The sequence below is a fragment of the Chitinimonas naiadis genome (assembly GCF_054780835.1).
Window position 1 is genome coordinate 226,567 of the sequence record NZ_BAAGVO010000005.1, and the last position, 21,631, is coordinate 248,197.

Annotated in this window: 19 protein-coding genes; 4 read left to right on the forward strand and 15 right to left on the reverse strand. The window is 63.3% G+C overall.

What is annotated here, in order from left to right:
* Window position 1: 1 nt before the first annotated feature.
* The 4 genes from ACYVHK_RS16990 to ACYVHK_RS17005 form a co-directional block, all read right to left on the reverse strand.
* Complete coding sequence (locus tag ACYVHK_RS16990) at window positions 2-178, reverse strand: hypothetical protein (RefSeq protein WP_460534515.1); 177 nt, start codon at window positions 176-178, stop codon at window positions 2-4.
* 37 nt (window positions 179-215) lie between these two features.
* The gene (locus ACYVHK_RS16995) at window positions 216-857 is read right to left on the reverse strand and encodes an acyl carrier protein phosphodiesterase (protein ID WP_460534517.1); all 642 of its coding nucleotides are present in this window, start codon (window positions 855-857) and stop codon (window positions 216-218) included.
* A gap of 50 nt (window positions 858-907) precedes the next feature.
* A complete protein-coding gene (locus ACYVHK_RS17000; RefSeq protein WP_460534519.1) occupies window positions 908-1,357 on the reverse strand; it encodes a hypothetical protein in 450 nt (149 codons plus the stop codon).
* 343 nt (window positions 1,358-1,700) lie between these two features.
* Window positions 1,701-2,423 carry an autoinducer binding domain-containing protein gene (locus ACYVHK_RS17005; RefSeq protein WP_460534521.1) on the reverse strand — a complete coding sequence of 241 codons (723 nt, stop codon included), beginning with the start codon at window positions 2,421-2,423 and terminating at the stop codon, window positions 1,701-1,703.
* A gap of 145 nt (window positions 2,424-2,568) precedes the next feature.
* On the opposite strand from ACYVHK_RS17005, the gene ACYVHK_RS17010 reads away from it, so the two are divergent.
* The gene (locus ACYVHK_RS17010) at window positions 2,569-3,006 is read left to right on the forward strand and encodes a DUF4902 domain-containing protein (RefSeq protein WP_460534523.1); all 438 of its coding nucleotides are present in this window, start codon (window positions 2,569-2,571) and stop codon (window positions 3,004-3,006) included.
* 45 nt (window positions 3,007-3,051) lie between these two features.
* Window positions 3,052-3,678 carry an acyl-homoserine-lactone synthase gene (locus tag ACYVHK_RS17015; RefSeq protein WP_460534525.1) on the forward strand — a complete coding sequence of 209 codons (627 nt, stop codon included), beginning with the start codon at window positions 3,052-3,054 and terminating at the stop codon, window positions 3,676-3,678.
* Window positions 3,679-3,692: 14 nt separating this feature from the next.
* Here ACYVHK_RS17015 and ACYVHK_RS17020 read toward each other — a convergent pair whose 3' ends face one another.
* The 8 genes from ACYVHK_RS17020 to gntB are packed head-to-tail and all read right to left on the reverse strand — an operon-like array spanning window position 3,693 to window position 13,108.
* A complete protein-coding gene (locus tag ACYVHK_RS17020) occupies window positions 3,693-5,012 on the reverse strand; it encodes an OprD family outer membrane porin (RefSeq protein WP_460534527.1) in 1,320 nt (439 codons plus the stop codon).
* Entirely contained in the window at window positions 5,012-6,292 is a 1,281-nt protein-coding gene (locus ACYVHK_RS17025) for an ATP-grasp domain-containing protein (protein WP_460534529.1), read from the reverse strand. The genes ACYVHK_RS17020 and ACYVHK_RS17025 overlap by 1 nt, the downstream gene beginning before the upstream one ends.
* Window positions 6,293-6,314: 22 nt before the next feature.
* Window positions 6,315-7,520 carry an MFS transporter gene (locus ACYVHK_RS17030; protein WP_460534531.1) on the reverse strand — a complete coding sequence of 402 codons (1,206 nt, stop codon included), beginning with the start codon at window positions 7,518-7,520 and terminating at the stop codon, window positions 6,315-6,317.
* Between the two features lie 20 nt (window positions 7,521-7,540).
* The gene (locus tag ACYVHK_RS17035) at window positions 7,541-8,872 is read right to left on the reverse strand and encodes an ATP-grasp domain-containing protein (protein WP_460534533.1); all 1,332 of its coding nucleotides are present in this window, start codon (window positions 8,870-8,872) and stop codon (window positions 7,541-7,543) included.
* A gap of 41 nt (window positions 8,873-8,913) precedes the next feature.
* Entirely contained in the window at window positions 8,914-9,975 is a 1,062-nt protein-coding gene (locus ACYVHK_RS17040; RefSeq protein ID WP_460534535.1) for a threonine aldolase family protein, read from the reverse strand.
* The gene (locus ACYVHK_RS17045; protein WP_460534537.1) at window positions 9,972-11,141 is read right to left on the reverse strand and encodes an aminotransferase class V-fold PLP-dependent enzyme; all 1,170 of its coding nucleotides are present in this window, start codon (window positions 11,139-11,141) and stop codon (window positions 9,972-9,974) included. Before ACYVHK_RS17045 ends, ACYVHK_RS17040 begins: the two co-directional genes overlap by 4 nt.
* A 1-nt stretch (window position 11,142) precedes the next feature.
* A complete protein-coding gene (locus ACYVHK_RS17050) occupies window positions 11,143-12,108 on the reverse strand; it encodes a proline dehydrogenase family protein (protein WP_460534539.1) in 966 nt (321 codons plus the stop codon).
* Window positions 12,101-13,108, reverse strand: coding sequence for a guanitoxin biosynthesis L-arginine gamma (S) hydroxylase (gene gntB / locus ACYVHK_RS17055; protein WP_460534541.1), 1,008 nt, complete (start codon window positions 13,106-13,108; stop codon window positions 12,101-12,103). The genes ACYVHK_RS17050 and gntB overlap by 8 nt, the downstream gene beginning before the upstream one ends.
* Before the next feature lie 758 nt (window positions 13,109-13,866).
* On the opposite strand from gntB, the gene ACYVHK_RS17060 reads away from it, so the two are divergent.
* Complete coding sequence (locus ACYVHK_RS17060) at window positions 13,867-14,889, forward strand: helix-turn-helix transcriptional regulator (RefSeq protein ID WP_460534543.1); 1,023 nt, start codon at window positions 13,867-13,869, stop codon at window positions 14,887-14,889.
* Window positions 14,890-15,429: 540 nt separating this feature from the next.
* Window positions 15,430-15,648, forward strand: a complete 219-nt coding sequence (locus ACYVHK_RS17065; RefSeq protein WP_460534545.1) for a hypothetical protein — start codon at window positions 15,430-15,432, stop codon at window positions 15,646-15,648.
* Window positions 15,649-15,791: 143 nt separating this feature from the next.
* On the opposite strand, the gene metH is transcribed toward ACYVHK_RS17065, so the two are convergent.
* From metH to ntrC, 3 genes are all read right to left on the reverse strand, one after another.
* Window positions 15,792-19,496 carry a methionine synthase gene (gene metH / locus ACYVHK_RS17070; RefSeq protein ID WP_460534547.1) on the reverse strand — a complete coding sequence of 1,235 codons (3,705 nt, stop codon included), beginning with the start codon at window positions 19,494-19,496 and terminating at the stop codon, window positions 15,792-15,794.
* 185 nt (window positions 19,497-19,681) lie between these two features.
* Window positions 19,682-20,140, reverse strand: coding sequence for a GNAT family N-acetyltransferase (locus tag ACYVHK_RS17075; protein WP_460534549.1), 459 nt, complete (start codon window positions 20,138-20,140; stop codon window positions 19,682-19,684).
* On the reverse strand, window positions 20,137-21,537 hold the full coding sequence (gene ntrC, locus ACYVHK_RS17080) for a nitrogen regulation protein NR(I) (RefSeq protein WP_460534551.1): 1,401 nt from the start codon (window positions 21,535-21,537) through the stop codon (window positions 20,137-20,139). The genes ACYVHK_RS17075 and ntrC overlap by 4 nt, the downstream gene beginning before the upstream one ends.
* Window positions 21,538-21,631: the final 94 nt, after the last annotated feature.

Here is a 21,631-nt window from a genome sequence, read left to right on the forward strand (position 1 = left end):
TTCAACGGTCCTCGTGGCTGCCTTGTTGTGCCTCCTGTGCGGCCATTTCGTCCGCCCAGGTGTAGCGGCCACGCAGGTGCTGGGCGCTGATGCTGCCATGGAAACGGAGGATGCCGGCGGCAATGGCCAGCAGGGCGATGCAGGGTAGGGCAAGGAGGGTGATCAGGACGATGAGCATGGCGATCTCCTGCGGTGGTCGAGGGGTGGCGAGGTGGCTACCTGGGCTGCGACGCGGTGGCCTCTCCGGCGTGATCGGGGTCGGCCGCTTGCTGCAGCTGGCTGCGCTGCTGCTCAGTAAACAAGATAAGTTCCGGGAAGAACAGGTCGAAGTCCTGCGCCAGTCCATCATAGTGCAGGGCAAGGTCCGCCAGCGATGCGCGCAGCAGGTGGCCGTTGCGGCTCAGGCGCTGGGAGACCCGGTTGATGGCGGATTCCACCCCGGCGAACTCATGGTAGGAACCCAGCCAGTCCTGCTCCACCATCCAGGGCGCAATGTCGCGCAGGCGTTCGGGCAGGATGGGCCGATGCGCCAGCAGGGCCTGGTAGAAATGGGCGATGAAGGCGGGACGAGGCGTGTCGGCATACTGCGCCCAGCGCTGGCTCAACAGGTGGTCGTAGAACACGTCGAGCGCGATACCGGCGTAGCGGCGCCGACCTTCGGCGAAGCGTTGAACCGCCGCCTTGAACAGCGGGTGATTGTCAGTGTAGCGGTCGATCTGGCGGTGCAGCAGGATTTCCCGCTCGATCTCGCCGGGAAATTTGCCGCGTATGTCGGCCTTGGCGAAATCGCCCAGGAGTGCGCCGACCATCGCTGCATCGCTCTGGCGGGCCAGGTAGATGTGGGCGAGGTAGTTCATGGCGCCATCTTAGCGCCGGGCGGGCGATAACCGAACAGACACGTTCCGGATCAGGGGGCAAGCAAGCCGTAGGGCACCAGGCGCACGGCGTAGAGATAGGGCCGGCCGAGCGTCAGTTTATTGACCGCCGCGCTGCCGCTCAGCCTGTCCCTGTCGCGGCTGGCCTGTGACGACAAGGCGGCCAGCAAGGCGCGAAAGCGTATGCCCCCACCCGAGACCGATGCCGAGATACGGTTGATCGGGGCGACGTCCTTCGCAGGCCAGGGCGAAGTGTAATAGCGGATGACCGACCGGCAGAACATGCGGGCGGCGAACAGCATGCCCACCTGGCGGTTGAGCTGCGCCGTCAGCCATTGCGTGTCGGCCATGGACAGCGTGGGCGAGATGACCTTGAAACCTTCATCCAGCAGGACGAAATCATATTGCTGCTCCGCCAGCGCTGGTTGCACCGCCTCCAGATGACGCTGCAATACCTGCCAGGCCTGGGCGAAATGACGCATGGCGTTCTCGGCCTCTACCATGGGGCGAAACAGGTGCTGTCTCAGCAGGGTGCGCGCGTCAGCCTGCGACGCCAAACCTGTTGATGACAGGGCAGGCGGCGATGCGTGGTCGGACGGTATAAGCGCCGATAGATCGGGATGGATACGCATGGTGCCGGAGCGGTTCGTGCTGCCAGATCCTGGTGACAATCCCTATCTATCGGCAGCGGAAACGGGCACTTGAGTGCGCCCGGAAAATATTTATCAGCAAAATCTAATTTACCAGCTTCCCCATTAACGGGAAAAGCCGGACGGCGCAGACATGACGCGCCACTTCGGCGGAAATGGCGCATTCCACAGTCGGCTAGTCGAGTAAGCCCAGCTTCACCGCTTTGACCGCGGCCTCGGTCCGGGTGGCCGAATTGAGCTTGCTCATGCTATTGCGCATATGAAACTTCACCGTGCGTTCGTCAATGGCGAGGATCAGTCCTATCTCATGACTCGTCTTTCCCGTGGCGGTCCAGCGCAGGACATCGCGCTCCCGGGCGGTCAGCGAAAGGGTAATCTCCGGCATGAGTTTCGGCACCGCAATTTGACTGATCACCGTGTGGAGCGCACGCGTGAGGTACTGCAGACGCAGCTCCTTGGCATCGAGCTCAAGGTTGGTCATGGGTTCGGCGGAACGTACGAAGCTCATCATGCCGTTGATGCCGCGCCCGGTCTGGACCGGGATGCAGAGCCCGTGCCGGAGCTTATGGGCATGGGCCTCGGACCAGAATTCCTTGGGGCCGGCCTCGATACTGCTATCCGCCGACCAGACCATGATCTCGGTACTGGTCAAACCGTGACGCACCGTCGGATCGACCGAGAAGTAGTTCCGCTCGACGTAACGTAGCGCCCAGTCCTTGTCATAACTGGAATGCAGGGAGAACTTGGGATTGCTTACCGGGAGTGCAACACGCAATCCGTACGATGCGTACTCGAACCCCAGGTCGCGCGCGAGCTGGTCGGCCGTCGCGAAGGCCGTCGCCTCATCCTGCACTGCAGCGAAGGCATATAGGTAGTCCCCACGCCAATCCCTAGCCATCCGTTTGCTTTCCGCTATTCAATGTCCATTTGGGCAGGTTTTCCCGCTCCTCGGGCGAGGGTAGGATGACTCAGCACATCATTATGACGGGACCGCTACGCCGCTGCCGACGTAGCATCCAATTGAGAATCGTCGAAGGAATACGATGCTAACGCTTGCACCCGATGGCCTAGTGCGTACGGATTTCAGCCATCTTCGAGCACTGCCATTTCGCCCTCACCTGAGCTGGACCGATGATCTACTGCGGGAAGAGCTATGCATGCAGGGCCTACCGGCCATCCTTGCAGGTCACGACGAATGGGCCAGCGACACAGGCCCCCTTTCCATCAGTATTGGCTGGACATGGCTGCAGACTGATGAAGGTTCACCGATTGAACTGGCGCCGGGGGGATTCTCGACCAACCTGATGCTGCGGGATGTCTACGGTTACGACCTGGGACAGCAACAAACCGAGGCGCTGCTGCAGACCTGGCTACATCGAATCGATTGGCAATTCGATATTAAATACAGGATAAACCGGGCATTTTCCGTCAGCAAGCCCTCCCAGGTTCAGCTGTCCGATCGGTCAGCTATGTCCCGATAGCCGAGACCTTTTTAATGCGGGAGTTCCCTACCTGACGGACTCTCCATGCTGCACATATCGAGCGGTAACAAGGCCCAGATCCACCCTTCCACCGAGCACGCACTCGCGAAATATCGCCACCGGATCTTCGTTGAGGAGCTCGGCTGGCCGTTGCCTGCCCAAGGCGGGCTGGAGCGTGATCAGTTCGACCATGACGGCACCGTGTACGTTGTCGCCAAGGACCAAAAAAGCAACATCTGCGGTTGTGGTCGTCTGCTGACCACCACAGGTACCTACCTGCTGGAGTCGATCTTTCCCCACCTGGTTGGCGAGATGCCGCTGCCCCGTAGCGCCAGCGTCTGGGAGTTGTCACGCTTCGCCATCAGTCCACCGCCCCAGGCACAGTTGAATGCCAAGGAGGCGTGGGCCAATACCTGCAGCCTGATGGCCGGCATCGTCAAGACGGCCATCGAGCTCGGTGCCCAGCGCCTGATCGCCTTCTCGGCCGTCGGCAATGAGCGGCTGCTCAAACGCATGGGCGTCGCGGTACAGCGGATTGCGGTGCCGCAGCTGATCGATGGCAAGCCGGTAGTCGCCTTCTGGATCGACCTCGACGACACCACGCAACGCTCCTTGGGGTTGACGGCTCCGGCACGGCAAACGGCGATGGCTAGCCAGCCGCTACCGTGCTGATCTGGCGAACGTGGCTATTGGAACAGCGTCGAGGGGGGCAGTTGCAGCACTATCTGCAGCTTGGTGAAATCCTTGCTCGGGTAGTAGGCAGTCTGACGATGCGACATGGCCAGCAAAGACAACCGCCCCTGCTTCAGCCTACCTGAGGTGAAGCCGTAGCCCAGCCGGATGCCAAGCTCGCCATGGCTACCGGCTATGGGTTGCTCCTGTCGCCAGTACAGGCCATGCAGATAGTCCGTCGGGTTCGCATGACGGGCCGCTTCCACCTCGGCATTGACGCCCCAGCCGTGGATGGCCCAGACGGTGAGATCGGCCTGCGGTATCGCCAGTTGCCGGCCATCCAGGCGTAGCCGCAGCTGTACGGATCGCTCGTTCGGCGCGTTGTAGTCCGCACCGAAGACATTGGCCAGCAAGATGCCGTTGGTTTCGGCGAGATAGTCGAAATATTGATCGCCCAGAATACGCTGCAGACCCAGGGTCAGTACCGTACCAGCCGTCGATGCCGATAGCGATGCGCTCAGTGCCCGGTTTGAGATGGCGCCCTGTCGCTGGCGCCCATCCTCCGAGGTCACGTAGGCGCTCAGCTTGCCTTGCAGGCTGCCGGCGCCGGCATCCAGCAAGGTACGGTTGACCGAGAAGTAGTACTGCCGCCATACGTCCTGCGCCCGGCCAGCAAATAGCTGCGCCCCCTCCCGCCCCGACTGCCAGCGCAGGCCGGCGTAGTCAAAACGGGTTACGGGCGTACCGCCGTAGCTGGTCGCCAGGGACTGCGGCCGGTCATGCCCACGGGCGATGACGGCATGGAAGCGACCTGCTTCCCACCGCGTCTCCGGTGAGATCGCAAAGCCTCCCGCCAGGCCCCGGAAGGTCGGCGGCAGGGCGCGGCTATCGTCGGGTTCCAGAAACGGGTTATTCACCCGCTGCAGCCCCAGCTTTAGCATGCCGGCAGCGCCGCGGGCCGACAGGGCTGCTTCGCCCAGGTAGGCCCAGGCCGCCCGGTCCCGGGAGCGCCCGTTGCTCCCCACGTAGGCGCGGTTCCCGGCGCCGCCTCCGCCATCGAGCTTGAGTGCGCCGAACAGGCTGGCATCGGCCGCCAGCGTGACCGGCTCCGGGGACCAGGCGCCTTGCATCGCCCATTGACCGGCTTGCAGAAAACCGAAGCGCCTGACCCCGTCGCTGGATTCCAGACGGTCATAGAAGCTGCGAAGCTGGAAGGTGGCATTCCAGCCCTGGGCCGGTAGCGTGCTGCCCGCAGCTGCCGCCGTCAGGCTGAGCGCCACCATCGCACAGGGCAAGCGGCGGCGACGCCGGCACGGCGTATCGCCTGCCGCCATCAAGCAGCCTCCACCAAAGCCACATCCAGCATTTTCATGATGTCGCCATGGACCGTGTTGGCGTAATCGACCGCCAATTGGTAGGAGGGTGCCGTCACCGAGACCATGCCGTAGGCGTCGAAATTCGTGTCATGGGCCTTCAGTCGGCGCCCCGCCCAGATCTCGGTCCGCCCGGCAACGTTGCGACTGCGAAACCGGTCGAGCCAGTCTATCGGCAAGTCCTCACGTATGGTGCAGTCCTTCAACGCACACAGATAGGTCTGGCTGCAGGCGATGTGCGTGGGCAACTGGTTCAGGCCCAGCCGCTCCCCGAGGAAGATCCGCAACAGCACTTCGAACAGGTTGACCCCTGTGGCGGTATGGATCAGATCGGGTATGGAGCCACCCGCGATGCGGGGATTCACCTCCACCAGGCGAGGGCCTTGCGCGGTATAGATGAACTCGACATGGAACAGGCCGATACCCAGCCCCAGCGCCTGTGCGACCCGACGGGCATAGTCGGCCGCTTCCTGCTGCTGGGCGTCACTGAGCCCGCTGGGCATGGTGGAACCCAGCTCGAGGACGGGGTTGTGCCGTGCCGTCTTGCGCCGAACAATTGCCAGCGGCATCCATTCATCATGGTCGCCGATGCCGACCTCGATCGAATACAACGGCCCTTCCGCCAGCGACTCCACCAGGAACTCCAGCCCCACATCCTGTTGCAGACCCGATGCCAGCGCCGAATGCCCGGCTACCGCCTGGTCGAAGTGGGGTGCGACGTCTTCCGGCTTGTGCACGATGGTCGTGAGGCATTTGCCGAGACCGGTGATCGGCTTGATGATCGCGGGGTAGCCGATATGCTCGAGCTCGGCCAGGGCCTGCTGCGTATCACGTACCACCGCGTGTGCCACGGAAGGGATACCGATGGCGGCCAGCAATCGTCGACATTGTGGCTTGTCACGGGCGTTGCGGATGCCCTCCACCCTTGTTCCCCGCAAGCCCGCCAGGCGCGCCGCCTCCGCAGCCGGCAGCGTGCACATCTGCAAGGTACTCAGCACGGCACTGACCGGGTGTTGGGTATGGCAGCGACGCAAGGCCATGGCGATATCGTCCACGCACTGCGTGTCGGCAATGGTGATGACCTGATCGGCCAGCGCGTGCAGACGCTGCCGGTCGGCAGGCGGGTACAGCCAATCAAACTTCCCCGAAGTCAGCAGGGTGGTCCGTACACCCAGGCGACGTGCGATGTCGAACATCTGGATGCCGGCGCGGGTCGATTCGATAAACACAAGATGGGACATGGTCTGAGCTGGCTCGCAAGGGTTAGGGGGTAGGCACCGAAACGGCGGGATGGGCATGCCCTGCACGGTGGCCGATGTGGAACAACCACAACGCCAGCGCCGTGATGGCGATCAAGACCCAGAACATGGCGGCCGGGTGCCCGCCGGACAGCATCAGGCCGCACAGGACAGGACTCGCAGCCCCACCCAGATTGCCCAGGCTCTGCACACCGAAGTAGCTGCCCTTCATGTCCTCGGGCGCGATGGCGTCGATGAACAGGTAGCCTGCGGGGATGACGATCACCTCCCCGATCGAGAACACCACCATGGCGACAAGCCATATCGGCAGCGCCGTGGCACTGAGGAAGCCGAACAGACCGAGGGCGAACAGCAGCAGGCCAGCGGCGATCCAGCGGTGCAGGTTGTCCACCGTGATGCGCGAGCCGATGAGGTATTGAAAGGCAATGACCACCACGGCATTCACCGTGATGACGTAGGCCACCGTGCGGTAAGCCACTTCGGCGCTGACGACCACCGCAAGGTACTGCGACAGGTAGGCCGAAAACCGCGCGTAGACGACGGCAGCCAGCATGCCGGCCAAGGTGAACTTGACCAGGCGGTCATCGTTACGCAGGGCGTGAAGGGTGTCGGCGAAGCTGCGTACGGGCGCCAGATCATCGCGGGCGCGTTTGTCCGCCAGTTGCCCCCAGACCACGAACAAGGGCAACAGCGAGAGGATGGCGACTGCACCCGATACATGAAACAACACGCGCTCGCTGTGTATTGCCAGGTAGGCACCCAGCAGGGGGCCGACGGCGAAGCCGATATTGTTCAAGGTGTAGCGTACCGAAAACACCTTCACGCGCACTTCCGCCGTCACCAACTGGGCGATGTAGGCCTTGACCGTAATATCCAGCAGCGAAGCGGTAGCATAGGAGACCGTCAGCAACAGCAGCGCGGCCCAGGCGCTGCCGACACCCGGAAATACGAAGTACGACAAGGCGCAAGCCAGCGTGCCCCCCACCAGCAACAAACGCCGGTCCGCCCGGTCGACGACATAGCCGCCGTACAGGCTGGATAACGTACCGAGCGTCAGGCTGGCGCCGAGGATATAACCCACCGCGCTGGGTTCCAGCGCCAGCACCCGGGACAGATACACGGCAATCACCGGCAAGGTGATCGCCCTGCCTGCGGTCAGACCCAGCGATGCCAGCAGCAGCGCCCTGATCGAGAGCGGAAACTGTCTCATTGGCAGTGTCTCCCGTCGACCTATCGATCCGAGCCGGCGATCATGCGCTCGTAGACAGCCCGCTCCTGGCGCCGCAACTCGCTACGATCACGCTGCAACTGCTGCTTGTCCTTGTTCAGCAAGAACACATAGCCCGGATAGTTGGTCAGGGCCGTGGTGCGTGCCAGCCGACCGTTATCGCGCACGCTGGCACTGTGGGCACTGGGCAGCGCCAACCAGGCGCCAATGTCCGGCATGTGCTGGATATCGCCTTCGATGTCGCTGATGAGGAACACGCAGCTGGAATGGAAATTCAGCGGCAGTCTCGGCCGGGTGCAAAGCTCGATGAAGGCACGCGGGCTGATGCAGGACTGGATCCACAGCATCAACTGGTTGTACCCCAGTGCCTTGGTATAGGCCGACAGATCAATCCCGCCCGGCAAGCGGGCCGCGGATTCCAGCAGGACAGGCTGCTTTCCGACCACCATGAGCTCGCTGTGGCAGGGGCCGTACTTGATGCCCAGCGCGTCGAGCACGCTGAACACGTACTTTGAGAACACCTCGTAGATGCCCGCGTCGGCCACCGGGCACAACAGCTCGTTGTAATCGTGTACGGAGGTACCCTCCACGCGAAGGCGATGCACCTTGATGATTTCGCTGACAAAGTGCCGGCCCGCGTAGCTGACCGTGTTCACGCAATATTCGACGTCCGCGTTGGCCAGATGCTGACCTGCCTGCTGCGTCCCGCTGTCGATGATCAATTCGTTGTTGCGAAGGAATTCCTGTACCAGGACCTCGGTATTCGGTTGCAGCATGGTATTGGTGGCCGAGATCACCGCCTCGAAAGCGGCCCGTACTTCAGCCTCGTTTTCGCAGATATGCACATTGTCCGAGCCCGAGCTGTCGATCGGCTTGACGACGATGGGGTAGTCCAGCCGGTGCTCCTGCTTCCAGGTAAAGACCCTATCGAGCTCGCGGGTGCGCAAATGGTGCATCGACCGCACACCGGCGCGCTTGAGTGCCTCGTGCATTTCATACTTGTTACGCCAGCATACGGACCGCGCCGCGTCGTTTCGCGCGCTGATATCGAACAGCTCGGCAAGGTGTGCAGCGAGGCGGACACCCATTTCGCAACCGGCCAGAACCCACTGCACCTTGTAGCCGCTCAGCGCCTCGCGCAGGCTCTCGTCGTCGGTGTACTGCACTTCCTTGATGAAATCGCCAGGACGGTGGAATGCCTTCACCGCATCCCGGACATTGGCCTGTGAGCGCACATGGATGCAGGTGACGCCATGCGCAAGCAGTGCAGGAGCGAGGAAGGAACCGGTGACAAAGGCGTCAACGATGATGGCGACGTGCTTTTTGATCTGCATGGTGGTGTAGGTCCGGTAGATGGATCAGGCTTTGGCGGTGGTCAGGACAGCGCCATCAGGCTTGGGGTGGTGTAGCGGGCAAGGCAGGCACCGATGATGTCCGCCGCTCGGCGCATGGTCTTGCGGTCAATATCCAGGCAGCTCATGAAGCGCAGGGTGCAGTCGTCCCAGGCCAGGCACAGCACCTCCTTGCGTCGCAGCGCTGCGACCAACTCGTTCGCGGGCACGCCGAGCTCGCTGACGTCGACCAGCAGCATGTTGGTGCCGCGCCAGGTGCAGGTAATGCCGGGGACGCCGGACAGCACGTCGTACAGAAAACGCACGTTGTCGTGGTCTTCCGGGAGCCGCTCGATGTGATTGCGCATCGCATAAAGCGCGCCGGCCGCCGCAATGCCCGACTGGTGCATGTCGCCACCAAACCATTTGCGGTACTTGCGTGCATTGGCGATGAATTCCGCGTCGCCCAGCAACACCGAGCCGATGGGGGCACCCAGCGCCTTGGACATGCAGACCGCCATGGCATCGGCGTGTCGGGTGTATTGCTGGACCCCGACACCCGACGCTGCACTGGCATGCAAGATACGGGCGCCGTCCAGGTAAACCTTGGCGCCTGCGCAGTGGGCCCACCGGGTGATGTCGGCCATGCCATTCGGCGAAAACACCGTACCCCCACGCGAACCGACGGTGTTCTCGATCACCACGACGCGCGGCAGCGCATAGTTGGCATTCCAGCGCGCCTTGGAGTGGTAGATGCGATCCAGGTCGGCGGCGCCGTACAGACCGTCCTCGCTGTCGAGGAGGTTGAAGTTGACCCCCGAGAAGGCACTGGTGGAGGCGGCCTCGAAGAAATTGATGTGGTAGGCGCAATGCAGTACGACTTCGTCACCCGGCTGGGTCAGCGCCTTCATCGCCACCTGGTTGCTGAGCGTCCCGCCCGTCATGAACAGGGCCTGCTCCATGCCGAAGTATTCTGCACAGTAGGCTTCCAGCCTCAGCGTGTCCGCATCGTCACCAAAGCAGTTGTCCCCGACTTCGGCGTCGTAAATTGCCTTGCGCATGGCGAGCGTTGGTTTGGAAACGGTGTCACTTCTCAGATCGATCATTGCGTGATCTCCGTTTGACGCGCTACATCGCGTCGTTCGAGCAGGGATAGGGCGAATTCGAGTCGGTCGATATCACCCGACGTATTGGTGCAATGCACCGAGAGCCGAACAGCACGCTCGATGCCTTTTGCACGCAGGTAGAGGGGGGTGTGCGCTCCCTGGATGGCCCAGGCATTGATGCCGAGGCGCGCCAGCTGTCCGACCACCTCGGTGGCTGTCAGCCGCCGATGGACAAAGGTGACGATGCCGCTGTGGTCGGTACCGGGATGCAGCAGCTCCAGCTCGCGTCGTGTCGCCAGGTGCTCGCAAAGGCGGCGGTACAGTGCCCTGCCGGGGGCCAGATCCTGCTGCATCGCATCCGCGACGGCCTGCCCCAGGCCGATCGTCGCCGCCAGGTGCATCTCGGACAGCTCAAGACGACGCGCGCTGCGGTCGTTCAACTGCCGCTCATGCAGGGACAGGACCTCGGCGGCATGCAGGTCCAGCGGATGCCCGTCTATGCGCTGCAGCCAGTTGTCCGATACGGCGGCGAAGCCGGTGCCTCTGGGGCCGCGCAGGAATTTGCGGCCGGCGGCGGTCAGGAGATCACAGCCGATGCGGCCGACATGGATATCCAGCTGCCCTACCGACTGGCAGGCATCCACCACGTACAGCACCTTTGGACAGGCATCGCGCAATATCCGGCCAATGCGCTCAACCGGTAACACCATGCCGCAGGCCGAAGGGATGTGGACAACGCTGACCAGGCAAAGCGTGTCGTCGGCATGCTGAGCGATCCAGTCGATGTCCAGGTCGCCGTCAGGCAAGGTGGGTATTTGCTCCAGTTGCAGGTCATGCCGATGACAAAGGGTCTGCAGCGCCAGCAGGTTGCCCGCATATTCGTAGGGCGTGACCCAGACGCGACCGCCCCGGGGCCAGTCGGCAATCGCATCGACGCAGGTTTGCCAGGCTCGCGTCCCGCTGTCGAACAGGGCGATCTGCCGTACCGTCGGCGCACCCAGCAGGCGGGCAAGACCCGTGCGGACCGAAAGCAGTTGTCCCTGGTGCAGCGACTCGGCCTCGTAGGCGCCGTGCATCGCTTCGGCCTGCAGGTAGGCGAGCATGGTGCTCATGGTCGCCGGCGCGACGAGGCCGGCACCGGCGGTGTTGAAGTGGGCGGGCTTCATTTCAGTACTCCGCCCCTGCCATCACACGCGACGGGTCTTGCAGGTCTGCCAGCGCCTGGAGGATGTTTTCCGGGGCCTCGGCCAGGCGATGCAACAGGTGCAGATACCAGTTGTCACCGTAGGTGCCATACACGCGGCAGCGCACGCCCTGGTTACGCCAGGCCTGCATCAATCCGGGTTGCACCCCGTGCAGCATTTCCAGTTCCGCGCCCTCGCCCAGCAGGCCTTCGGCGGCCAGGCGATCTATCAGGCGTGCATCCTGGGTTGCGAGACTGTGCGGTACGCCGGCATCGGCGAGGCGCGATGCCAGTTCCACATAGCGGTCATCCAGGGCCGGGGAGCGGGAGATGGCGTGCTCCGGCGACTCGGCGTAGACCCCTTTCACCAGCCGGATCTTGCCACCGCGGGCCAATACGGCTTCCAGGTCCCGGGGCGTTCTGTGCAGATAGGCTTGCAGGGTGATGCCCAGGTTGCCAAAGCGTTGCGCCAGCTCGAAGTAGACGCCGAGGATGTCATCCACCATCCAGGCGCGTTCCATGCTCAGCGTGACAAACAGGCCTTGCTGCTGGGCACGATGCAGAATACCGGCCGTCGTCTCGGCCGCCAGGGACCTTGAGATCAGCAGGCCGACATTGCTCAGGTCGAAATTGAGCTCGGTACGCCGACCTAGCCCACCCTGGGGCAAGAGGCCGATCAGCTCTTCATAGCGGCGGGCAATGAGGTGCACCTCTTTGAGGTCGGTGACGTTCTCGCCGACAAACTCGAAGCCGACCTCGTAGTTTTTTTCCGCCAGGAGGCGCATGCGCTGCACGGCGGTCGGCGCATCACCCGCCACGATGTAGCGGCTGGCGGGTGCGCGCAACCAGGCGCGCAGTTCGCTGTCGGCATCACGGAAAGAGCGTGCCAGGGCGGGATCCGCTGCACAGCGCTTCAGCGCCGCAGCCGCAAGGGAGTGCAGTTCAATCATGGGATACCTGTTCATGGACCAGATGGAAAGCAGGGACGCGGATATCGCCGCGGATTTCATCGAGGATGCCTAGCAGTACCGGTCGCGCTCCCGGTCGTGCCGTAAAGATGCCCCCCGTGTGGCGATTGGTGGCCGCGTAGGCCGGGTCCGCGAGCAGCACCTGATGGGCACGCGCCAGATTCCAGAACGGGATGCCCGCGAACAGGTGGTGCACCTGGTGATAGTTGTCGCCATGCATGCCGATGAACACGCGCTCGGTCCAGGTCGGGAAGCGATTCCGTGTCATGGCGAGATTGGTGCGTGCCGTCAGGGCCAACGGGTAATGCTCGGCAATTTCCGAGAACCAGCCGATCACCTGGAAGGTGGTAAGAAACGGCACCAGCCAATACACCACGTAGCCCAGGGGGCCGACGGTGAAGGTGAAGGCGGCGATGAGCACGGCATGCACCAGCAGCAAACCCAGGCACTCGCGCCGGTCGCCCGCGATTTCCTTCAGGCGATGATTGCAGAGGTAGCGCAGGTAGCTGCCTACATTCAGCATCAGCACGGTACGGAGTACGAATCGGACGACGAAGTCCAGGCGATCCCTGACTTGGAACAGGCCGCTGTCGATGTAGTGCCGGTAGTCAGGATCGCGCTGTGCGTCACCCAAGAAGTTGTGGTGCAGCAGCACATGCGATTTCACATAAGCCCGATGGCTTTGAAAGATCGGGAAGCCTGCCAGCCATCGTCCGATGAAATCATTGAGCCTGCGATGCCGTGTCAATGTCTTGTGACAGGACTCGTGTAGCAAGGAGGCGAGCGCGCGCTGCCGTGAACCGATGAGCAGTACCGCCAGGGGGTACAGCCAGGCCGACCATTGCGCCGCCGCCACCGCGGCGATGATCACCATGAGGTCCGCCACGATACCCAGCGGTCCGGACCAGTTGTTCAAGGCAAACAGCGGCGTCAGATGCTTTCTGACCTCCGGAGAAAACTCGTGTTTAACGAGAATACCCATGTTCGATTTACACCCGGGAAATGACATATGAACATCGCGGCCCCCCGTTTGGGGGGCGACGGATAACGTATAAAACACCGGCCCGCGACAGAGCAGGGAGGGGACACCGTCACGGGGAAACTTGTCTGCCGGACCCTGCAAGTCCTTGATCGGCGCGGATTTAATCGAAAAAAAACAGGCGGCGTCACTGCCCTTTCGGACAGCTTGTCAGGGAATACCAGGCGAAAATTGATGGGCCGCGCGCCGGCATGGGGAGGCCGGGCGGTGGCGGTACGGATCAGTGCCCGGGATTGATTTTCATGGCGCCACGAACGGACGCACTCAGGCCTGCGCGGCCACGCCGCCGGCAGTGATATCGGGGGTGCGCCCAGGCAAGCTAGCGAGCAGGGCGCGCACCAATTTGTAGTTTACTTACCAAAGCGTTTTGGGATAGCATCATATCGATTTCGGTATCGCTGCATCTGCTTGAAGCACAAGCATAAAAACGCATTTGAAGCTTACTCGAAGCTGTCATCCGACTCCGGATTCTCGAACACACCGAGGCCACATGGGGAAGGATGCAATCTGGAATTTCGGAGCGATGCCTTGCACCGTTCTACTGATCACTCCTCTCTGGCGCGATAGGCCGGCTGTTTCAAACCAGCCAGCCACGCGCCATCTTTTTGTGTAGGTAAACTACACACCCGGCTGCATGCTAAGGTTGAGACCAAGCCACTGCGGCAAACCCCTTACAACGCCTGCGCACTGATTGCTCGTCCATGGACCTGAAAGCCCTCTCGCAAACCCTGAATCTGTCGATGACAACCGTCAGCCGGGCGCTGAACGGTTATTCGGACGTCAGCGAGAAGACCCGCGAGCGGGTGATCGCCGCGGCACGGACACTGGGCTACCAGCCCAACCCGGTAGCGCGCAGCCTGGCCATGGGACGCGCCAATGCAATCGGTATCGTCCATCCGCTGGAGCATGGCGATGTGGCGGACCCGCGCTTCCTGGAAGTGGTGGCCGGCCTGACTGAAGGACTGGCGCCGGCCAATATCGACTTGCTGATTGCCTCGGCCACCCATCGTGGCGAGCTGGATACCTATGACCGGCTGGTGCATGGCAAGCGGGTGGATGGCTTTATCCTGGCCCGCACCCTGTGCCAGGACGAGCGGATCGACTACCTGCGGCAGGCGGGCATTCCTTTCCTGGCCTACGGCCGCAGCGCCCAGTGTGAACAGTACCCGTGGTTCGACTTTGACAATGAGGCTGGCACGGTGCTGGCAGTGGAGCGGCTGCTGGAGCTGGGGCACCGGCAGATCGGCTATATCCATGCCTCGCTGCAGTACAACTTTGCCCATCAGCGGTACGCCGGATTCGAGCGTAGCTTGCGGCAGCATGGGCTCCCCCTGCAGCCGCAATGGCGGCTCAGCGCCGGCCTTGCCCGTAGCAGCGGCCATGCCGCGATGACGGCATTGCTGGATCTGGCGGAGCGGCCAAGCGCGGTGATCGTGGACAACAACCTGGCGGGCGAGGGGGCTATCCGTGCCCTGCTCGACCGGGGCATCGCGCTGGGCCGCGAACTATCGGTCATCGTCTACGACGGCATCCCGCCGGATACCCTGCTGTCCGGCCTGTCCGTGACCTCGGTCGTCCAGCCCACCCAGCAGCGCACCGGGCTGCACATGGCCCGCATGATCAAGCGGGTGATCAGCGGCGATTACCCCTTGGGCGAGGTGCAGATGCTGTGCCAACCGGTCTTGCAGATTGGTGAGTCGGACGGCGCCTGGCGGGGTGGTTGAGGCTCGTCGGCAAGCGCAGCCCGAGGGCAGGTAAATAAAAACAAGCACTTAGCTTGCAGCCGCCGCAAGAGCGTGATATTGTCGCTACTTGACCTGATTCTGTTGGGTCATGCCTCCCTTGCAGTTTTCAAGCTCAGTTCCCCTCGGCAGGTCCTTGCAAAGCAAGCCACCTGGCCCTCGATACCTTCCAGGCTTGTTACCGAATGGCGCCCAATGTGCGCCCGCTTCGCCCGCTGTAATGAAGGCTTTGCACCAAGACGAAGCCGCCTGGCACGAAGGCCCCTTTTAGCATCGTTCTGGTTTATTTGATTTGGCATGTACTGCATGCCTGAGACGCACGTGCATCTCTGCTTAGTCGTTGGCCTTGGCCACCGTTCGCAGTCTGAAAGCGTCTCCCGCTACCGGCATATCCGTCCCCTCGGGCAGGACAGGCTGCGCAGGCATATGCCCGCGCCCAGCCCGCCTGAACAGGGGCGGACCGGCGGCACCCGCACATCCGGCCAAGACCGGATGCGGCGGCAAGCAACAAGAGGAAACATCATGATCATTCAACATCTCAAGGCCGGTGACCATTTCACCCAGGAAAGCCACGGCGAAGCGATCCGCTTCGAAGTGGTAGCCGTCGAACAGATCGGTAGCCAATACCAGGTCTGGTTCAACTCCAAGCTCGGCATGAGCGATGCCCGCTACAGCGGCAAAGCTTACCTGCCGTGCGTACGCCCCAGCCGCTACAGCGGTGCACAGGCTGCCAACGCCTGATCTGGTCGTGGCGCTGCGGTGTGTAGCGCCGACAGACTAGCAAAAGGCCACCCGAGCGATCGGGTGGCCTTTTGCTTGCCTGAGCCTTCATGCGGCGCAATGCCCTACGGGGATTGCGCCCTACACCTGATGCCAGGCGCTGGTCAGGCGTTGTAGCCCAGGTTGGGGGCGAGGTCGCGTTCGGCCTGTTCGACCGATACGCCGCGGCGGGCGGCGTAGTCCTCGACCTGGTCCTTCTCCAGCTTGCCGATGGCGAAGTACTGCGCATCGGGGTGGCTGAAGTAGAGACCGCTGACCGCCGCCGTCGGCAGCATGGCGTAGCCTTCGGTCAGGATCATGCCGATATCCTCGGCGCCCAGGACGCGGAACATGTCGGTCTTGGTGGTGTGATCCGGACAGGCGGGGTAGCCCGGTGCCGGGCGGATGCCGCGGTAGCGTTCCTCGGTCAGGTCGTCTACGGTCAGGGCTTCGTCCGGGACATAGCCCCAGATCTCCTGGCGGACCTTGGCGTGCATGAGTTCGGCGAAGGCTTCGGCCAGGCGGTCGGCCAGGGCCTTGACCATGATGGCGCTGTAGTCGTCGTTGGCGTCTTCGAAGCGTTTGACATGCGGGTCGATATTGATGCCGCCGGTGACGGCGAACAGGCCGACGTAGTCGGTCTTGCCGCTGTCCCTTGGCGCGATGAAGTCGGCCAGGCTCCAGTTGGGCTTGCCCTCGGCCTTGCGGTTCTGCTGACGCAGGCAGTGCATGGCCATGAGCTTGTCGCCGGTGGCGGGATCGTAGATCTCGATATCGTCGCCGACGCGGTTGGCCGGGAACAGGCCGATGACGCCGTTGGCCTCGACCCAGTTGCCCTCGATCATCTGCTTGAGCATGGCCTGGCCCTCGGCGAACAGGGTGCGGGCGGATTCACCCACGACTTCGTCATCGAGGATGCGCGGGTACTTGCCGAACAGCTCCCAGGCGTTGAAGAAGGGGCTCCAGTCGATGTAGTCGGCGATCTCGGCCAGCGGGTATTTTTCGAACTTGATGAGGCCGAGCTGCTTGGGCTTGGGCGGAGTGTAGTTGCGCCAGTCGAACTGGAAGCCGTTGGCGCGGGCATCGGCGAGCTTGAGCAGGTCGAGCTTGCCCTTGTTGGCGTGGATGGTGCGGATATTGTCGTATTCGCCGGCAATCTTGGTGATGTAGTCGGCCGCCAGGTCCTCACTCAGGAGGTTGGAGCAGACGCCGACGGCGCGCGAGGCGTCCGGTACGTAGACCACCGGCTGGCCGTAGTTGGGCGCGATCTTGACGGCGGTGTGGACCTTGGAGGTGGTGGCCCCCCCGATCAGCAGTGGCACGGCGAAGTCCTGGCGCTGCATCTCCTTGGCGACGTGGGCCATTTCTTCCAGCGAAGGGGTGATCAGGCCGGAGAGGCCGATGATGTCGGCCTTCACTTCGCGGGCGGTATCGAGGATCTTCTGTGCCGGCACCATGACGCCGAGGTCGATGACTTCGTAGTTGTTGCAGCGCAGGACCACGCCGACGATGTTCTTGCCGATATCGTGCACGTCGCCCTTGACCGTGGCCATGACAATGCGGCCCTTGGCCGAGGTGTCGGAGATACCGAGGCGCTTCTTTTCTTCTTCGATGAAGGGTTCGAGATAGGCAACCGCGGCCTTCATGACACGGGCCGACTTCACCACCTGGGGCAGGAACATCTTGCCGGAACCGAACAGATCGCCCACATGGTTCATGCCGTCCATGAGCGGGCCTTCGATCACATTGATCGGGCGGGGCAGGCTCTGGCGGGCTTCCTCGGTGTCTTCGACGATATAGGTGGTGATGCCCTTGACCAGGGCATGGGTGATGCGGTCCTGCAGCGGCCCGTTGCGCCAGCTGAGGTCCTCGCCCTTTTGCGCGTTGGCGTCGCCCTTGAAGCGCTCGGCCAAGGCGATCAGCTTCTCGGTGGTATCGCCACCGTCGGCGGCTGCGCGGTTGAGGACGACGTCCTCGATGGCGCTGCGCAGCTCGGCCGGGACTTCTTCGTAGACTTCCAGCGCGCCGGCGTTGACGATGCCCATCGTCATACCCTGCTGGATGGCGTGGTACAGGAAGACGGCGTGGATGGCTTCGCGCACCTTGTTGTTGCCGCGGAAGCTGAAGGAGACGTTGGAGACGCCGCCGGAAATCTTGGCGTGGGGCAGGTTCTGCTTGATCCAGCCGGTGGCCTGGATGAAGTCCAGACCGTACTTGGCGTGTTCCTCAATACCGGTGGCGACGGCAAAGATGTTCGGGTCGAAGATGATGTCGGCGGGTTCGAAGCCGACTTCGTCCACCAGGATGCGGTAGCTCTTCTCGCAGATCTCGATCTTGCGCTCGTAGGTATCAGCCTGGCCGACTTCGTCGAAGGCCATGACGATGACGGCGGCGCCATAGCGCTTGCACAGGCGGGCGTGCTTGATGAACTCGGGCACGCCTTCCTTCATGGAGATGGAGTTGACGATGCACTTGCCCTGCACGCACTTGAGGCCAGCTTCGATCACGCTCCACTTGGAGGAGTCGATCATGACCGGGACGCGCGAGATGTCGGGTTCGGAGGCGATCAAGTTGAGGAAGGTCACCATGGCCTTTTCGGCGTCCAGCATGCCTTCGTCCATGTTGACGTCGATCACCTGGGCGCCGGCCACGACCTGCTGGCGCGCGACTTCCAGCGCGGCCGGGTAGTCGCCCGCCAGGATGAGCTTGGCAAAGGCACGCGAGCCGGTGACGTTGGTGCGCTCGCCGACGTTCACGAACAGGTCGCGATCACCGATGTTGAAGGGCTCGAGGCCCGACAGGCGGGACATGGGGGTGAGGTCGGGCAGCGGGCGAGCCGGACGGTCCGCCAGGGCGTCTGCCATGGCCTTGATGTGGTCCGGGGTGGTGCCGCAGCAGCCGCCGACGATGTTGACGAGGCCGCTGTCGGCCCATTCGCGCACATGCACCGCCATGACTTCGGGCGAGAGGTCGTAGCCGCCGAAGGCGTTGGGCAGGCCGGCGTTGGCGTGGACCGAGACGTAGCCTTCGGAGACTCGCGCCATTTCCTCGACATAGGGGCGCAGCAGGTCAGGGCCCAGCGCGCAGTTGAGGCCGTAGCTGATGGCATCGGCATGGCGCAGCGAGTTGTAGAAGGCCTCGGTGGTCTGGCCGGTCAGCGTGCGGCCGGACTGGTCGGTGATGGTGCCGGAGATCATGATGGGCAGCCGCTCGGTGTGCGGGCGCTCATCGAAGTATTTGTGGATGGCGAAGACGGCCGCCTTGGCGTTCAGCGTGTCGAAGATGGTCTCGACCAACAGCAGGTCGGCACCGCCGACGACGAGGCCGTTGATGGCTTCTGTATAGCTTTCGACCAGCTCATCGAAGCTGACGTTGCGGAAGCCCGGATCGTTTACGTCGGGGCTGATCGAGCAGGTGCGGTTGGTCGGGCCGAGCACGCCGGCGCAGAAGCGCGGCTTGTTGGGCGTCCGGGCGGTCTGCGCCACGCACAGCGACTTGACGAGGCGTGCGGCCTCGACATTGAGCTCATGCACCAGCGATTCCATGTCGTAGTCGGCCATGGCGATGCTGGTGGCGTTGAAGCTGTTGGTCTCGATGATGTCGGCACCGGCATCGAGATAGGCCTGGTGGATGCCGGCGATGATGTCCGGCTGGGTCAGGACCAGCAGGTCGTTGTTGCCCTTGAGGTCGCTGGGCCAGTCGGCGAAGCGCGCGCCACGGTAGCCCGCTTCGTCGAGTTTGTGCCGTTGCACCATGGTGCCCATGCCGCCGTCGAGGATGAGGATGCGGTCTTTGAGCAGGGCAGTCAGGGTAGCGTGGCGCGTGGTCATGGGAAGCGTTTGATAATGCGGGGGAAACCTGGATTTTAGCACGCACCGCCGTAGCACCTTTGTCTATGGCGATCTATGGATATGAACGGGATTCATGCAGGCTGTCGGCAAGCGGGGGCAAAACCATGCCGTCACGGCGACCAACCGCGGCCGCCAAGGCGCCTTGGACAGGCTGCGGGATGGCGTCAGAGTGTCTTCTGCATGAAGAGGCTGAGAGGATCGGGCTGGTAATCGCCGAACGGTAGGCAGTCGGTATAACCAGCGCGGCGGTAGAGGCCGATGGCTTCCGGCTGGTGGATGCCGGTTTCCAGCTGCAACAGGGTGTGGCCCTGGGCGATGGCGGCCTGCTCCAGCGCGGCCAGCAAGGCACGCGCCCTGCCCTGACCGCGGGCGGCGGGCACCACGTACATGCGCTTGAGTTCGGCGTAGCCGCTTTGCGAGACGACGGCGCCGCAGCCCACAGCCTCGCCATCCACATAGGCCAGGTGGAAGCTGACCGAAGGCTGATCCAGCGTGGCGATATCCAGAAGGTGGTTGGATTCGGCCGGATAGAGCGCGCGCTGGTAGACGTCGAGCGCGTCGATCAGCGCGATGGCCTCGGGCAGGCGGGGCGAGGCCCGCCTGAGTTGCAGGCCGGCGCTCATTCGCCGCCGATTTCCCGTTCCAGATCCAGCTCCTGGATCTTGCGAGTCAGGGTGTTACGGCCCAGGCCCAGGCGCTCGGCGGCCTCGATGCGCTTGCCACCCGTGGCGGCGAGCGCACGCAGGATCAGCGTGCGCTCGAACTGGTTGGTCAGGGCCTCGATAAAGCCGCGCTCGCCCGCCCTCAGGCGGCGGTCGGCTTCCTGCGCCAGCTGGCTGGCCCAGTCGCCGCCCTCGCTGACCGCCGTCTCGCCCTTGAGCTCGGGTGGCAGATCATTGGGGCCGACGGCCTGGCCGGGCGCCATGACGGTGATCCAGTGGCAGAGGTTCTCGAGTTGCCGCACGTTGCCGGGGAATTCGAAGCCGGCCAGCATGCGCATGGCATCCTCGGTCAGCCGCTTCACTTCCACGCCCAGCTCGCGCGCGGACTTGGCGAGGAAATGGCGGGCCAGCAGCGGGACATCCTCGCGCCGCTCGCGCAGGGCCGGCAGGCGCAGGCGGATGACGTTGAGGCGGTGGAACAGGTCTTCGCGGAACAGGTTGGCCTTGACCCGTTCTTCCAGCGCCTGATGGGTGGCGGCGATGACGCGGACGTTGGCCTTGATCGGGGCGTGGCCACCGACCCGGTAGAAGTAGCCGTCGCTGAGCACCCGCAGCAGGCGGGTCTGCAGCTCGGGCGGCATGTCGCCGATCTCATCGAGGAACAGCGTGCCGCCCTCGGCTTGTTCGAAGCGGCCGGTGCGCTGGTTCTGCGCGCCGGTGAAGGAGCCGCGCTCATGGCCGAACAGTTCGGATTCGAGCAGGTCCTTGGGGATGGCGGCGGTATTGATGGCGACGAAGGTCTTGCTGGCGCGCGGGCTGTGGCGGTGCAGGGCGCGGGCGACCAGTTCCTTGCCGGCGCCGGACTCGCCGGTGATCAGTACCGTGGCGGAGCTTTGGCTCAGGCGGCCGATGGCGCGGAACACTTCCTGCATGGCCGGCGCCTGGCCCAATATTTCCGGGCTTTCTTCCAGCGGCGCCTCGATGACTTCCTGCTTGAGGCTCTCGTCCATGGCGCGGCGGATCAGTTCGACCGCGTGATCGACGTCGAAGGGTTTGGGCAGGTATTCGAAGGCACCGCCCTGGAAGGCGGCGACAGCGCTTTCGAGGTCGGAATGTGCAGTCATGATGATGACCGGCAGGCGCGGGAAACGCTCCTTCAACTGGGCCAGCAGGTCCAGACCGGACTCGCCGGGCATGCGGATATCGCTGACGACCACGGCCGGGGTTTCACGCTTGAGCGCTTCCACGGCTTCCGCCGCCGAGGCGAAGGCGTGAAAGCCAATGCCCTCGCGGCCCAGGGCCTTCTCGAACACCCAGCGGATGGAACGGTCATCGTCGATGATCCAGACAGGTTTCATGCCTTTGTACCTTTGCTGCATGCAGGCTGCGTTAGGTGGCCTATCCGCTTGTGGCGGTACCGCAAGCGGGCGGTCATTGAGGCGTGGGAGCGCA